General features: G+C 53.4%; 12 protein-coding genes and 1 tRNA gene. 5 read left to right on the top strand and 8 right to left on the bottom strand.

What is annotated here, in order from left to right:
* Positions 1–521: 521 nt before the first annotated feature.
* Positions 522–1,553: a LacI family DNA-binding transcriptional regulator gene (locus E6C51_RS17305; protein WP_190236914.1), complete on the bottom strand. Its 1,032-nt coding sequence runs from the start codon at positions 1,551–1,553 to the stop codon at positions 522–524.
* A 574-nt stretch (positions 1,554–2,127) separates the two neighbouring features.
* On the opposite strand from E6C51_RS17305, the gene E6C51_RS17310 reads away from it, so the two are divergent.
* A complete protein-coding gene (locus E6C51_RS17310) occupies positions 2,128–3,033 on the top strand; it encodes a DUF1499 domain-containing protein (RefSeq protein ID WP_190236915.1) in 906 nt (301 codons plus the stop codon).
* Between the two features lie 22 nt (positions 3,034–3,055).
* Here the strand turns inward: E6C51_RS17310 and E6C51_RS17315 are convergent, their stop codons facing one another.
* From E6C51_RS17315 to E6C51_RS17325, 3 genes are all read right to left on the bottom strand, one after another.
* Positions 3,056–3,973: an MBL fold metallo-hydrolase gene (locus E6C51_RS17315; protein ID WP_230987406.1), complete on the bottom strand. Its 918-nt coding sequence runs from the start codon at positions 3,971–3,973 to the stop codon at positions 3,056–3,058.
* A gap of 39 nt (positions 3,974–4,012) precedes the next feature.
* On the bottom strand, positions 4,013–4,309 hold the full coding sequence (locus E6C51_RS17320) for a cupin domain-containing protein (RefSeq protein ID WP_146936457.1): 297 nt from the start codon (positions 4,307–4,309) through the stop codon (positions 4,013–4,015).
* A 124-nt stretch (positions 4,310–4,433) separates the two neighbouring features.
* Positions 4,434–4,994, bottom strand: a complete 561-nt coding sequence (locus tag E6C51_RS17325; RefSeq protein ID WP_146936459.1) for a DJ-1/PfpI/YhbO family deglycase/protease — start codon at positions 4,992–4,994, stop codon at positions 4,434–4,436.
* Between the two features lie 312 nt (positions 4,995–5,306).
* Between E6C51_RS17325 and E6C51_RS17330 the strand changes: the two genes are divergently transcribed.
* From E6C51_RS17330 to E6C51_RS17340, 3 genes are all read left to right on the top strand, one after another.
* Positions 5,307–5,381, top strand: a tRNA-Gln gene (locus E6C51_RS17330).
* Positions 5,382–5,538: 157 nt separating this feature from the next.
* Positions 5,539–7,110, top strand: coding sequence for a GmrSD restriction endonuclease domain-containing protein (locus tag E6C51_RS17335; protein ID WP_190236916.1), 1,572 nt, complete (start codon positions 5,539–5,541; stop codon positions 7,108–7,110).
* Between the two features lie 450 nt (positions 7,111–7,560).
* A complete protein-coding gene (locus E6C51_RS17340; protein WP_146936461.1) occupies positions 7,561–8,526 on the top strand; it encodes a flagellin N-terminal helical domain-containing protein in 966 nt (321 codons plus the stop codon).
* A gap of 141 nt (positions 8,527–8,667) precedes the next feature.
* On the opposite strand, the gene E6C51_RS17345 is transcribed toward E6C51_RS17340, so the two are convergent.
* From E6C51_RS17345 to E6C51_RS17360, 4 genes are all read right to left on the bottom strand, one after another.
* Entirely contained in the window at positions 8,668–9,978 is a 1,311-nt protein-coding gene (locus tag E6C51_RS17345) for a TRAP transporter large permease (protein WP_190236917.1), read from the bottom strand.
* Entirely contained in the window at positions 9,978–10,535 is a 558-nt protein-coding gene (locus tag E6C51_RS17350; protein ID WP_190236918.1) for a TRAP transporter small permease, read from the bottom strand. The genes E6C51_RS17345 and E6C51_RS17350 overlap by 1 nt, the downstream gene beginning before the upstream one ends.
* Positions 10,536–10,686: 151 nt before the next feature.
* A complete protein-coding gene (locus E6C51_RS17355) occupies positions 10,687–11,718 on the bottom strand; it encodes a TRAP transporter substrate-binding protein (protein ID WP_146936467.1) in 1,032 nt (343 codons plus the stop codon).
* Between the two features lie 519 nt (positions 11,719–12,237).
* Positions 12,238–13,575 (bottom strand): chloride channel protein, encoded by a 1,338-nt coding sequence (locus E6C51_RS17360; protein ID WP_146936469.1) that lies wholly within the window; start codon positions 13,573–13,575, stop codon positions 12,238–12,240.
* A 380-nt stretch (positions 13,576–13,955) separates the two neighbouring features.
* Here E6C51_RS17360 and E6C51_RS17365 point away from each other — a divergent pair, with 380 nt between their 5' ends.
* Complete coding sequence (locus E6C51_RS17365; RefSeq protein ID WP_190236919.1) at positions 13,956–15,263, top strand: phosphatidylglycerol lysyltransferase domain-containing protein; 1,308 nt, start codon at positions 13,956–13,958, stop codon at positions 15,261–15,263.
* The last annotated feature ends 94 nt before the right edge of the window (positions 15,264–15,357 follow it).

Here is a 15,357-nt window from a genome sequence, read left to right on the forward strand (position 1 = left end):
TGCGACGGCTCGCACTCAACATTGCCACCATGCATCCAGAAAGGGTTCCCATGCGACGAAAACTCAAAAAGGCCGCATGGAACGAGAAATACCTACTCGAGCTCATTCACCATATGCGATAGGCCTGGCTATCGTCGGGTCCGTGTATTCTAAGAAGCGTGAAAGTAAAAAAGTACCCGCTGTTGGTGTGTGTTTTTTGACGTCCCATTCAGAGTCATCGCTGGCCATGATAATACTAAACACGCGGATTTCCTCACAATGGAAAAAGATATTCAGAAAAGGAAATAATTGTAGTGTCAAGTGCTCAATATAATTCGCACATTCACATTGTATCATGTTTCTTGAAGCCAAAGGAACGGCCACGTGATCTCGTGGCAGCAGCGTGACGTCAATCGGCCGCCCGATCCCGTTCTATAGATAACGGCAATCGCGTTCAAAGGGTTGTCTAGCGTATTTTGCGCTGTAATCAAGCGCCAATAGCTGTGAGGGCAAGCGCGAATGCCGGTGGCGGCTGTTCGCACTCATTTTATGTTGCGGCGGGTGGAGTCGCGCTCGATCAGCTCAAAGCCCAGATCCACCGGCTCTGTGTGCTTGCGGCCTTCGTTGACGCGCAAAATCATGTTGGCGGCACTAAAGCCCAGTTGATAGAGCGGCATGCGCACAGTGGTCAAAGAGGGCACAACATAGGCTGAATAATCAATATCGGAAAAGCCGCAGACACCCAATTGATGCGGCACATCAATGCCACGGCGTTGACATTCAAACAGCACGGCGATGGCCAGATCATCATGGGCGCACAGCACGGCATCCAGTTGCGGATCTACAGCCAGCAGCCGATCCAGAATTTCGCTGCCGAGGCTGAAGGGATTTGCGGCATTGACGGAAATAACCAGATCAGGATTGTAGAGGCCGTCTTGCGTGAGGCGCTGCCTGAAGCTGTCAAGTCGCATTGTGACAGGAATATCAAGCCGACCAGAGCAAAAGCCGATGCGGCGATAGCCTTTGGCCCGAAGATGATCAATGGCAACCGTGCCTGCCGCTCTATTGTTCACGCCGATGGCCATGTCGATGGCGGGATAGCTGATATCAATAAATTGCAAGACAGGGCAGGGGGCCTGCCGCAAAAGGTCCGTGACGCGTGGGTCCACTTGCACCCCGCCAATCATGATGCCTGCCGGGTTTTGCGCAAAAAATTCTTTTAGCAGGCGGATCTCTTCGTCGGCGCAGAAACTGGTATTCACATATTGAGTGTGCATGCCGCTGTTGCGCATGCGGTCTTCGATACCCTTCATGACAGGTGGAAAAATGCTGCTGCCCAACATGGATGACAGCACCCCAATGATGTTGCTGTGGCGGCTGGCCAGGGCCCTTGCGGCCAAATCGGGCACATAGCCCAGCTCTTCTATGGCCTCCAATATGGTTTCCCGTAATTCGTCCGTCACTTTTTCCGGACGGTTGAGGGCGCGTGATACTGTGATGGGGCTGACCCCCACTTTAAGCGCCACATCCGTCAGCGTCACCTTATTGCTTGTTCCTCTACGTTTTCCTTTCACGGATCCTCCACAGGCGGTTCATTTCATATTTATTGCCAGTAAAATCTGTGGGACGCCACAGTTATCCCTTGAGAGGCGGCGCTCTTTCGCCTCATTTTTCAACGCAGTACAGCTTCTATATTTGAGAGAAACTCATTTTTAGAAGGAATCTTTGAAGTGAAAAATCTCACTTCAACGACTAAAATTGACACGTGACAGAGAAAATCTGTCTTCTTTGGAAAATATGTTTATTATCCAAGGATAGGTATGGATTTTGCTGAGATCTATATTGATACGTCCCATTATAGTGCCATACGCCCCGTCAGATCATTCGTGTTTTATAATATCTAAAACGAATTTTCGCGATTTTGGTTGTCTCATTCATAAAGTCAATCTTTCGTTGAGAATTTATTATCCTTGTTGTCTACATTACGCAACTCTTGAAAAGAGGGGGGCGTTGCCGGTGCGCCACATTTGGTGAGAGGCGCTGAGGGTCTTCCGAAGCAAGGTGATTTGCTGGCTTCACAGCCGGTTGCGCCGTGCGCATCAGCAGAGTACACAAGGCCCAATATAAGCTGGAGCCAACTCGCCCCGCATGAGCATCCGTTTTATTCGTCCTGTTTCCTTAAGCGCCCGGTATGCGTTGCGCTTGGCCATTGTGTCCTTTTTGCTGTTGATTGGAAGCTTCGCGGCTTTTCGGCTCGGCTCTCTACAGGTGCCCACATTCGTTTTGCTGTCGCTTTTATCTGGCGGGCTGGCGCTTTTAACGGTGCCCCTGGCGCTCTGGGGGCTGTGGCGATTATGGCAGGTTGGGGCAGAAGGCGGCATTGCCGCCAGCAAGGCGCTGATTATTGCTGTGTTGCCACTCAGCGTGTTGGGCGTGGCGGCGCATTATTATGAAACGCGCCCACAGATTTTTGAAATTGTAACGGATACAGAAGAGCCTGCGGCCTGGATTGCGCCGCCCAAGGCGGTACAAGGTTGGATGCCAAGGCCCAAGTCTGATCCGGCGTCGAATGCGCGGCTTCAAGCCGCGGCCTATCCGACCCTGACGGTGCGCAGCTATAATGGCGCGCTGGACAGGGTTTATCAAACGGCGCGGCAAGTTGCGTCAGACCAGCGCTTCAAGGTAACGCAAACCGCAGGTGCGGCCTATGCGCGTCCGGATTTTCCCGCCACCCCCATGCGGCCAGAGCTGTTGGGCGATGGTACCGCCGTTAAGGCTCCGGTGCCTTTGGCGAGACCTGAGCCAGAGCAGGAGATGCCGGATACGGATAATGAACCGGCAGGCACCATTCGCATTCAGGCCACCAGCCGCGATTTTATCACGGGCCTGCCCTTTGATATCGTCATTCGCTTGCGGGAAGAGGAAGACAGTGTGCTGGTGGATATGCGCGTGGCCAGCCGCTATGGGCCGCACGATCTGGGCCTGTCAGCCGCCATTGCCAACCGTTATCTGACCGCGATGGACGGTGCGCTTTTGGGCATTGCCGCCGAGTAACGGCGCAGACGTCAGGTGGCCATCAATTCGGTGTATAGGTGCTGGTCAGCAAGGCCGGGCCGCTGCTGTTGAGGATGCCTCTTTCAACCAGATCTTCCAGATGCGCCAGCACCGACAGGCTTGCGGCTCTATAGAGCTTGGGGTCAAGGCCGCGATAGAGGGTAGCGACCACGGCGTCCACCGTGCGATCACCGGCCTGGATGCTGGCAATGATGGAGGCTTCCCGCGTTAAGCGATGGTTTTTGAGGTGGGCCACATAGGCGGCGGGTTCCAGCACCGCTCCGCCGTGCCCCGGCAGATAGACGGTATCTTGCCGTGCCAGCAGCCTGTCCAGCGAGGCCATATAGTGGCGCATGGAGCCATCCGGCGGCGCAACCACCGTGGTTGACCATGCCATCACGTGATCGGCTGAAAACAGCACGCCCGAGCCTTCAAGCGCGAAGGCCGCATGATTGGCGGCATGGCCGGGAGTGAGGACAGTTTCCAGTGCCCAGCCATCGCCGCGCAGCATCTCGCCATCCTTGAGGCTGATGTCTGGCGCAAATGTATAATCACTGCTCTCGCCAAAGGCATCGGCCTCCCCGTCATGCAATGGCCGTGACAAGCGATGCGGCCCCTCGGCCACCAGCAAGGCACCCGTTGCCTGCTGGAGTTGCACTGCCAATCCACAATGGTCGCGGTGGGTGTGGCTGACGACAATATGGGTGAGGGTGCGGCCCTGCAAGGCCCGCAGCAGAGCAGCAAAATGCGCCTCATCGGCCGGGCCGGGATCAATAATGCAGACGTATTGATCGCCGATGATATAGCTGTTGGTGCCTTCGAAGGTCATCATGCCGGGATTATTGGCCGTTACCCGCTGCACCAGAGGCGCAAGCGACAGGCATTGACCATGGGCCGCCTGATAATCGGCGGATATGGAGGAGGCGAGAGCACGATTCACGGTAAGAGAGGCCTTTATCAGGAAGGGGATGGCAGAGCGCTATTTGTATTCGATTTCAATAAAGCTCATGGGCTGGTCACCCCCATTGATAACATTATGGGCAACGCCCGCATCGCGGCGATAGGCTTCGCCAGCGCGGCTGGTAACGCGGCGCTCGCCTGTTTCGTCTTCAATCAGGAAATGGCAATCAGTCATCGGCACCACAACATAGCCCAGACCGTGGACGTGATGGCCAGTGGCAGCCCCCGGCTCAAAATCCCAGCGCACAATGCGTGTCACGGCATCATCCAAAACAATGGTGGGTATGGCAGGTGGTCGGGCCGAATAACCGGGCATGGGTGATCCTTTTTTATGATTGCATATCCACAGTTGACATAAAATCCGACCGAGTAAAGCGCAAAAAAGCCTTCTCCCCGGCTGGAGAGAAGGCTTTGGCTTAGGCGGTGTTGGTCACTGCGGTTTAGGCCGCACGTCGCTCATGGCGTCCTTCGCCAATTTCCTCGACAATCTTGGCAACAAACGCGTTGAGATCGCCGGGATTGCGCGAGGTGATGATGCCCTTGTCGGTCACGACAGCTTCATCAACCCATTGAGCGCCTGCGTTTTTCACGTCGGTCTTGATCGAGTGATAGGATGTTGCCTTGCGACCGCGCAGCGCATCGGCCTCAACCAGAAGCCATGGTGCGTGGCAGACCGCCGCAACAACCTTGCCCGAGGCAACAAAATCACGAACCAGCTTCACGGCTGCCTGATCGGTGCGCAAAATATCGGGGTTGATCTGACCGCCCGGCAGCACAATCGCGTCAAAATCATCGACCTTGGCATCGCCGACCAGCAGATCGACATCCACCGTGTCGCCCCAGTTTTTGTCATCCCAGCTTTTGATCGGCTCTTTTTTCAAAGAGGCAATTTTCACAGTTGCGCCCTTGGCCCGCAATTGCTCAAGCGGAACGCGCAACTCGGATCGTTCATAGCCATCGGTGGCAAGAATGAGAATCTTGGCTTCATTCATCTTGGTCATTGTCGTTCCTTTCCATATCTTGTGAAGGACACACGCCGATCATGAAAACAGACAGGCTGTTTTGCGAATCGATCGTGAGACAAACGCACCGAACCTGATCTTCGTCACCGCATATTCGGTGACATTCACATGTGCGTCTCGCTGAAATAACCGATGGGTCAGCAGATCGTTCCATAGTTTTTCGAACTGTTTTTTTGCCGTTACGCGGCAATTTCGGTTAAAAAGATAAAAAGGGTCATTGCAGGCCGCGTCCAGTTTTGCTAATGACCGCCCATCCGAAGGGTTGAGCGATTTGCCTCCACCTTTTCGTGTTGGGGCGTAGCCAAGCGGTAAGGCACTGGTTTTTGGTACCGGCATGCCCAGGTTCGAATCCTGGCGCCCCAGCCACTTTCATTTTAGTTATATAATCCAATTAGATGGCACGTAAAAGTTTACGTGGCGCATCTTCACCGTTATCCTCGCTGTATCGCGAGTCTAGTCAAAAAATATTGACAACCTTTTGTTGAACCTGCATTCCTTCTGAATGCTTATAAGGGGGATGTAGATGGGTGAGCCGTTAACTATAAGAAAGCTTATAAATCGTGTGAATATTGGTGATATACGTATTCCAGCTTTTCAACGGGATTACGTATGGGAGGCTGATCAAGTCGCGTTTTTATTAGACAGCATATACAAAGGATTCCCTATTGGCACTATAATTCTTTGGAAAACTGATAATAGATTGAAATCAGAGAAAAAGCTTGGGTCATTTGTATTGCCAGAGCCTCAAAAAGACTATCCCGTAAACTATGTGTTGGATGGTCAGCAAAGAATAACTAGCTTGTTTAGTGTATTTCAGACGGAACTGAAGCCTGTGAATTCTGAATTTACAGATGTATATTTTGATATGCTAGCCGAAGATGATATGCAGGAGTCTCTTTTTCTATGTTTGTCCGAAGGTGAGGTTGACAAAACTCGACATTTTTCTGTGAAAACGTTGTTTGATGCAGCCACTTATCGGATAGAGACCTTGAAATTGTCGGAGGAGAATCTAACTAAGGTTGTTTTGTTGCAAGACAGGTTTAAAGAGTACCTCATTCCAAACGAGACATTTGAGTCTGGTGATCGAAACAAGGTGGCTATTGTATTCGAACGCATCAACAGAGCCGGAACTCCCCTAGAAATTTTCGAACTTTTGACAGCGTGGAGTTGGTCGGACGATTTCGATTTAGTTGAGAAGTTCAAGGCGCTCCAAGTCAAAATCGCAGAACATGGCTACGAGGACTTGTGTAACGATCAAGACTTGCAGTTAAGAATTTGCGCGGGTGTCATTCACGGGCGGACAACGCCCTCGGACATCATTGGTTTAAAAGGCGAGGACATACGTCAACGTTTCCAAGAGATTGAACGAGGAATCATTGGCGCAATCGATTTCCTGAAGCGGGAGCTCGATGTTCAGCAGTATAAACTGTTACCCTTTCCGGGCATTATGGTCCCGCTGAGTGCCTTCTTTGCGACGGATAAGGCCGAAGGGCATCCATACACCGATAAACAAAAGAATGTCATCATCAAATGGTTCTGGCGTGCTCTGTTCACAAGACGTTTTTCATCCGACGTCAATGAGCGGCAGGCAGCCGACATCATCGAATTCCGGCGTCTGAAAGAAAATGAGAGCCATGATTTCCGGCTTCCTCGCGCTGAAAATAGTGTATTCTTTATGGGAAATTTTTCGGCCGGAAACGCAAATTCCAAGACCTTAATCCTTCTATTGAATTCAAAAGGGCCACATTCTTTTGTAAGTGGTGCAAAGATTGACACTTCAAAAATACTCAAAAAAGCCAGCCAACACGAGTATCACCATATTTTTCCTCGTAAATATCTAGAAAAACTCGAGGTTCCGCGCAATTCTATTAATGTATTGGCAAATATATGCTTCCTAACTCGATCAGACAATAACGCTATCCGAGATAAGTCTCCGGAAGAATATATTGAGAAATTTAAAAATACAAATATGCCGATTTATGTTGAAGAAGCTTTATGTCCCAAAGAATTCGAGAAAATGGATTATCCTTCATTTCTCAAACGGCGAATGGAGATTCTGGATATTTACGCAATGGAGTTGATGGGAGAAGAATAGCGCAGTAGAGAGGAGTTTAATAGTATTAGCACCGTCGGTGCTTATCGGCGGTTTTTTTGTCTGAAGTTGTTTATATAGTCAATGTTATATCCATCCACCTTGTAGAAGACATTGCAGAAAAAATCATCAGTCTCAATGTAGACAAGACGACATTAGGAAATTCTAATAAAATGCAGTTTGAAAATAAGGCGAAAATAGCTTTCTTTAATTACTGAGAAACGGGCAACAGGCTCGTTGGAGTATATAATCCTTAATTGCATAAGCTCCCACTTAATTCATTTTTCACCATGTTCTTTGGCAGCGCCTTAACGTTAACGCCCCTATAAATACCTCATTCCGTTGGGGGATTTTTGTTTTGTGTAGCGACGTGGGCGTCATGAGGGGTGTCAGGGTGTTTGCTCTGCCGCAGGGCTTTCCCATGTCTTGTTTTTGAGTATGTGAGTAAAGCGTATGGTGAGTAAAAACACAAATGTGACCGCATATACTGCGCTTCAGAGTTTGCGTAACAGCGGAATGAGTCTGAGTGCCAGCCAAAGCCGGATGACAACGGGTTATCGGGTGGACAAGCCTTCCGATAATGCGGCCTATTGGTCTATTGCCACCACGATGCGTTCTGACAACCGTTCAATTGCCTCGGTGCAAGACGCGCTGAATATGGCCGGGAGCGTGATTGACACCGCCTCCAACGGCATGCGCACTGCAACCGATTTGATGTCCGACGTCAAGGCGCGCCTTATTTCTGCGCGCGACACTGGGGTGGATCGCAACAAAATCAACAGTGAATTGGATGAGATGCGGCGTCAGTTTCGATCCATTGCCGAATCCTCGAGCTTTTCGCAGGAAAATTGGCTGCAACGCTCATCAACCGCAGACAGGGCCAACCGCGACCTCGTTGGATCTTTTGTGCGTGATAATTCCGGGATGGTGACGGTCAATACCATCAATTACGATATCAATGGCAAGGCGGGCACGTCCGAGGTCAATTATCTGATTGATGATGTCGAAGGAGAGCGCGGAATCCTCACCGGCTCCGGCTTTTCCGCCGAGCTTGGGACGGCCAAAACCTGGGTGATGTTTAACGGTACCAATGCTGGCACCAATTACAACGAAATCAGACTGTCGAGTAACACCTCCACCACAGACATCGATGAGATGATCCAGGTTGTTGACCTCATGACTGAGCGAATGACCGATGTTGCCACCCAGATCGGCGCGATGGGAACGCGGGTGGACATGCAATTTGAATTTTCCAAGCAGTTGCAGGGCTCTATCAGTAAAGGCGTTGGCGGCATGGTGGATGCCAATATGGATGAGGAATCCAATCGTCTGAAAGCGCTTCAGGTGCGAGAGCAACTGGGGATAAAATCGCTGTCAATCGTGAATACCAGTGTGCAATCGGTGTTGCAGCTCTTGTAGGCATGGTGACGTGTGCTGCGACAATGCCTGGTTTGGGGCATTCAGCCTTTGATGCCGTGCGCCCTATATGGCGCACGGCGCTGTAAAATTGTTTGTTTGAGTTTGTCAGATCAGAAAGATTCCACGCTTCCCTGATAAACTCTAGACCAGAAAGATCGAGATGATCGGGAATGCGGTGAGAACGATGATCCGCAGCAGATCGGCGGAGATAAAGGGGATGATGCCCTTATAGGTCTCACGGATTGGCACCCCCTTCGACATGGCCGAAATGATGAAGAGGTTGAGCCCCACCGGTGGCGTTATCATGCCAATTTCGGCCACCATCAGCACCAGAATACCAAACCAGATGGCGAAATGCTCTGGTGTCATGCCAAAATCCATGGCGGTGACAATGGGGAAGAAAATCGGAATGGTCAGTACGATCATCGACAGCGAATCCATGATGCAGCCGAAGATGATGTAGAGCACCAAAATGATGATCAGCACCATCATTGGGCTAAACCCTTGCGCGGTCACCCATTCTGCGCCCACTTGCGGCAGACGCGAAAAGGCCAGGAAGGAGTTGAACACCGACGCGCCAAGCACGATGAAAAAGATCATGCCGGTGGATGTTGCGGTTTGCTTGAAGCAGTCCAGCAACGCTTCCCGGTTTAGCCCGCCATTGATCCATGCCACCAGACCGGCGCTGGCAGCCCCAATGGCGGCTGCTTGCGTGGGTGTAAACCAGCCCAGATAAATGCCGCCAACCACCAGACCAAAAATGGCAACCACTGGCCAAACGGCAATCAATGCCGGAAGGCGCTGTGCCCATGGTATTCTGGGGGCTTGGCCTGCTTCATCGGGGTGAAGGCGCACATAAATGGCAATGGCAATCAGATAAGACACAGCGGCCAGAAGCCCCGGCACAAAGGCCGCCAGAAACAGCTTGGCAATATTTTGCTCGGCCAGAATGGCATAGATCACCAGCACCACGGAGGGTGGGATGAGGATGCCGAGCGTGCCGCCTGCGGCGAGAGCCGCTGTTGCCAGCCCCCCGCCATAACCGTGGCGTTTCAGCTCAGGCAATGCCACTTGCGCCATGGTGGCCGCCGTTGCCAATGATGAGCCGCAAATAGAACCAAAGCCTGCGCAGGCCCCTACGGCGGCCATGGCGACGCCGCCTTTACGATGACCAAGAAACGCGGCGGCTGCATTGAAAAGCGATTGGCTCATGCCGCCTCGGGCCGCAAACTGGCCCATCAGCAAAAACAGCGGAATGATCGAGAGCGAGTAATTGGCATTGGTGATCCACGCGATCCCTTTAAGCTGGGACAGGATAATCGCCCAGCGCCCTGTGACCAGATAGGTGCCGACAATGCCGGTGGCCAGCATGGCAGCGCCGATGGGGATGCGCATAAAAATCAGGGCAATGAGAACAGGAAAAGACCACAGGCCGATTTCGATACTTGTCATCAATGGGCTCCCGGCGCTGTGTTGATGGCTTGGCCTGTGCGAATGGCCTGCATGTCGGTGGCCAGTGCATAAAGACAGACCAGCAGATTGGCGATGAGAAGAATGAGCGCCACCGCATAGCCCCACCAGACGGGCAAAAGCAGCAGCAAGGTTGTTTCGCCATTGTTCAATTTGTCCATGAACCCAATGGCATGACGCCAGGTGATCAGGCCAAACAGAATGGCGATCACCAGATCTCCCACCAGTTGCGACCAGTTCATCGCCTTGGGGCCAAAGGCATTGAGAAGCAAATCAACCCCCACATGGCCGCGCATCAATTGGCAATAGGGAAGAAAGGCGAAGACGGCAAAGCCGCACAGGGCTTCGACCAATTCGATCTCGCCGGGCAGGGGGGCAAGGGCGAGCCCGCCAACAATGGAAATGCCGGTCAAAAGCGCCGCCAGGATCAGGCAGAGACCGCCAAAATAGACCAGGAGATTGCACAGACCATGAACCCATTGTTGGGCTTTTGCCTTTTGCTGGGGCTGTGAGGCCGGGCTGGCAGAAGATGAAGTCATCGGAGCGTCCTTTGGAGACTTGTCCCACCTGTTCAGGCGCGCATATGGCATGTGCAGAACAGGGGTTATGCAATGCATCAAGCTTTAAAGCTGCATGATCACGGCACATTGCGCCATGATCATGCACTCGACTGAGCATCTTTTCGCGTCGTTACTTGCTTTCTTTTTCAACCAAAGCGACGGCATCCTTATAAAGCGTGGTGCCGTCCAGACCGCGTTTGTCCATGTCCTGGATCCAGTTTGCGGTCACGGGTTCGCCAGCCTTTTTCCAGCGTGCCGTTTCTGCATCATCCAGCACAATGAGTTTGTTTCCGGCTTTTTCCGCAATGGCTTTGCCGCGCGCATCGCCTTCATCCATCATCCTGCCGAATTGGCGGGCAAGCTCGCGGCCCGAGTTGTTGTCGATGACTTTTTTAAGATCGTCAGGCAGGGCGTTGTAGCTGTCCTTGTTCATCGCAAACAGGAAGGTGGCGGTGTAGAGGCCGTGTTTGCCGGAGAAAGACGTGTGGTTTGGTGCAAGCTCGGCAATTTTGATCGAAGGGGTCACTTCCCATGGCACCACAGTGCCATCAATCACGCTCTTGGACAGCGATTCCGGCACAGCCGTGACCGGCATGCCGATCGGCGTGGCTCCCATGGCTTCCAGCATCTGGTTGATCACTTTCGATGTGCCACGCAATTTCACGCCCTTCATCGACTCCAAAGATGTGATGGGCTTGGAGGCAATGGTGTGCAAAATGCCAGGACCATGGGTGTGAACAGTCAAGACATGGAAGTCTTTCAGTTCATCCTTCATGTGCTTTTCATAATAATCATAAAAGGCAACTGAGGTGGCCTCGGCATTGGTGGCCACAAATGGCAGTTCAAACGCTTCGGATTTGGGATAACGGCCGGGCGTATAGCCCAGCAAAGTCCAGGTCAGGTCAACAACCCCATCCTTGACCTGATCTACCAGGTCACTCGGCTTGCCGCCCAGCTGCATGGCTGGGTAAAGTTCGACTTCAATCCGTCCACCGGACTCAGCCTTGACCTTGTCGGCCCAAGGTTGCAAGGACTTGGCAGGAATGGTTGCTTGCGGCGGCAGCATCTGGTGCAGCTTCAAAACAACATCGGCGGCCATTGCCGATCCTGCCATCAAGGTTAATCCAAGCCCGCACAGGCCCGCAACGATCGTTTTACGCATGAAATTTCCCTCCCATTAGCCATCAAAACCTTGCGGCAAGCGTGTCCGACACCAAAAGACTTGCGCATTAATTCGTCGCGCAATCCGTCTTTTTGTGTCATCGGCACCGGTGATCCTCCATCAACCTGTGCCACTTCCCCCGACAGCACCTCTCGCCGCGAATGGTGCAAAAAGGTACGCTGTCACTCTCCATATATCATGCATAATTCTTCAAACCGATTCCGGCTCGACGACTTACGCAAGAGGCAAATCACGTCGGCAAAATGCACCTGTTCATGAAATGCCCCTTCATCTGCGATCAACACAGATATGACTTCTGGCATGACGTTACAGAAGTTGGGCCGCCGGGCAAATAAATAATGTGAAGACATTCATAACTGAATGGATATGAAACCGGGCCGATTGCGGCCCGGAGTGTGGGGTGAAATCATGCAGCATGGCAATGCGCTGCATGATCTCCGGTCCAAAGCGATGTGGCGTCAAGCCTTCACACCGCCAAGCGTTCACACCGCCAAGCCTTCACACAGAATGTCCGCTTGCGGGCTTTTGGCCAGCGGCGCGACTGGCGCGGATGGCTTCCGCTTCAAACGGGCGCGACAGACCATGATACAGCGGCTCGCGCGACAGGACACGCGATGTTGCATAACCCAGCATGGAGGCAAGCATGATGGGAATGACGCCATCGTGGTTGGCCGTCATTTCCAGAATGATCACAAAGGCCGTCATGGGCGCTTGCACAACGCCGGCAAAATAACCCGCCATGCCCAAAACCGCACCCAAAGTGATGCTGGAGCCCAGCAGGCTTGCGGCTGTGCTGCCAAGACCCGCGCCAACCGACAGCGACGGCGCGAAAATACCGCCCGGTATGCCAGACGCCATGGTCAGGAAGGAGGCCAGCAGCTTTTCGGCAAAATACATCAGGGGCAGCGCATTGCCCTCAACAGCGCCTCTGGCCTGTTCATAACCCGTGCCATAGGTCAGCCCGCCGGAGATCACCCCGATGATTGCCACGCCAAGGCCGCAGGCCCCGGCCAGCAACACTTTGCGCTGCAAAGGCGATGCCGAGGTTTGCGCCCAACGGCGAATGCGCCGCGACACGTAGAGCGACATGGAGCTGAACAGTGCGCCTGCCGCCCCGCCACCAATGCCGCAAACGGCCACAAGGGCCCAATCGGCAAGGCTGCTTGCACCGGGATTGGCGATGCCGAAATAAGTATAGCTGCCCACCATGCCCAAGGCGGACAGGCCAGAGATGATCACAGCAATCAGCACCAGACCATTGACGCGGGCGTGATAGGTTTTGCTCATTTCCTCGATGGCAAACACAATACCGGCCAAGGGCGTATTAAACGCCGCAGAAATACCGGCAGCCGATCCTGCCAGAATAAGCCCATTGGCTTGCGCCATGCCGCCGATCCGGGCCGACATCAGCATCAGCGAGGCACCGACCTGCACGGTTGGCCCTTCGCGGCCAATCGAGCCGCCACACAGCAGGCCGAGGATGGTCAGCAGAATTTTACCCGCTGCGATCTTGATGGACAGCAGGCTTTCGCGCCCGGCGGTGGTGCCAACATGGCGGGCGGCGATGGCCTGGGGAATGCCGGAGCCTTGCGAGGCCGGAAAATAGCGCTCTGCCATGTAGCAACACAGGACGAAGCCGAGCGGGGCCATCAGCAGGGGCCAAAGATAGCCCAGATCTGAAGAATGGGTAATGGTGCGAAACAACTCTTGCGCCGCATCGGCGGCCTTGGCAAAACCGACACTGACGGCACCAATGGCGGCAGCACCGGCCCAGAAAACCAGGCGCATTTTCCAAACGCGCCATGAGCCACCGAGCGCGCGGGACCTGCGCATCATTCTTGAACGTCTTGATCTTTGCACGGTGCTCTCCGTGTTGGGCTATAGCGGGCTCTGCATGGTGCCGCGAGCGCAAGGAACCTTTAAAGCATGTCGCGTTTTAGTGTCTCGAATGAAACGATAACGCACATGCGACAAAACAGAACCTAAGGCGTGTCGCAGTCACTCTTATGCCCTGCGACAAGCTTTAGGTTATGCCCGTGCTCTAAGCACCTTGGCACCGTGAATGCAAGCGTAAGCCTGCCGCAAACCAGTAAATGATATTTTATCCGGGCACAGGAGCATTTTTAAAGATCCGTTTCACCTCCTGTTTACATGACCATGGCAGAACTTGCTTAATTTGAAATACCTAATATGAATAGCGAAAAGGATGCTTGTCGATGGCGGATGTGGCGGGGGTCCAGGGCGTGGGCGATTCAATCTCGCCTGCGCGACGATTGGCGGGGTTGATGCAGCGTTCTGGCCATCATTTTGATGTCGGCGCCCGTTATCTGCTCGGGGCTGCGGCGCTGTTTTGGGCCGCGCTGGAACTGGCGGCAGAGCCATTGGCGCAAATGGGCTTTGCCTATCGCATCACCCACGGCTTGGGGCAGGGCGGGGCCATCGCTTTTTCCGTCATGGCTTTCGCAAGCCTCGGCTTATCCCGCATGCATCGCACTATAGCGCAAAGGCCAGAGGGCCTTGTTGCAAGCGGTGTGTCACAAACCTGCCTGCAAAAGGCGCGTGATATCGTTGCCAGACAGGATGATGCCAGCGCCGATCTTGTGGCTTTGGGTGATAAACACATCCTGTTTTCCGATTGTGGTCACGCATTTGTGATGTATGGCAGGCGCGGTCGCACATGGATTGTGCTGTTTGATCCGGTGGGGCCGAAAACACTTTGGCCAGCGCTGGTGATGAAAATGGTGCGCAAGGCCAAAGCCGCAGGGTGCCGGGTGGCTTTTTATCAGGTGTCGCCTGCATTTTTGCCCACCGCAGCGGATGCCGGTTTGCGGCTTTTCAAGCTCGGAGATCAGGCGGTGGTGGACCTGCCAGAGTTTGATCTGAAAGGCGGCGATTGGCTCAAATTGCGCCGCTCCATCAATCGCGCCGAGCGCGATGGTCTGGAATTTTCGGTGCTGCCACCCGCTGATGTGGCGGCGGTGATGGATGAACTGGCTTTGGTGTCTGACACATGGCTTGCCCATCACAACGCTGCTGAAAAAGGTTTTTCGCTGGGCACCTTTCAACGCGCTTACGTCGTGTCACATCCGGTGGCAATCATTCGCATCGAGGGACGCATTGTGGCATTTGCCAATATCCTGATGACAGAAACGCGGGGCAGTGCCTTTATTGATCTGATGCGCCATGTGCCGGGCGTGCATCGCGGCGCAATGGATCTTTTGTTTGTACGCATCATTCAGCATCTACAGGCAGAAGGATTTCAGCAGCTTAATCTGGGCATGGCACCGTTGTCAGGCCTGTCTGCGCGCAATTGTGCCCCTTTGTGGCATCATCTGGGGCGCTTCATGTTTGAGCACGGTGAGCGGCTCTATAATTTCAAAGGGGTTCAGGCCTTCAAAGCCAAGTTCCATCCCGAATGGCAGCCCCGCTATCTCGCCGTGGCCGATAAACGCCAGGCTCCGGCAGCGATGCTGGACATAGCCCTGCTGATCGGCGGCGGCGTGCGCGGGCTGCTGCGGCGGTAGAGCATTCCCAGGAAAAGTGTGTAGCGGTTTTCCGTCCGGAAATGCGTAAGAAATAAAGAGCATTTCCAGGAAAAGTGCGTCGCGGTTTTCCGTC

Origin of the sequence: Gillisella terrae, from assembly GCF_004801395.1 — a bacterium.
Taxonomy (GTDB): domain Bacteria; phylum Pseudomonadota; class Alphaproteobacteria; order Rhizobiales; family Rhizobiaceae; genus Allorhizobium; species Allorhizobium terrae.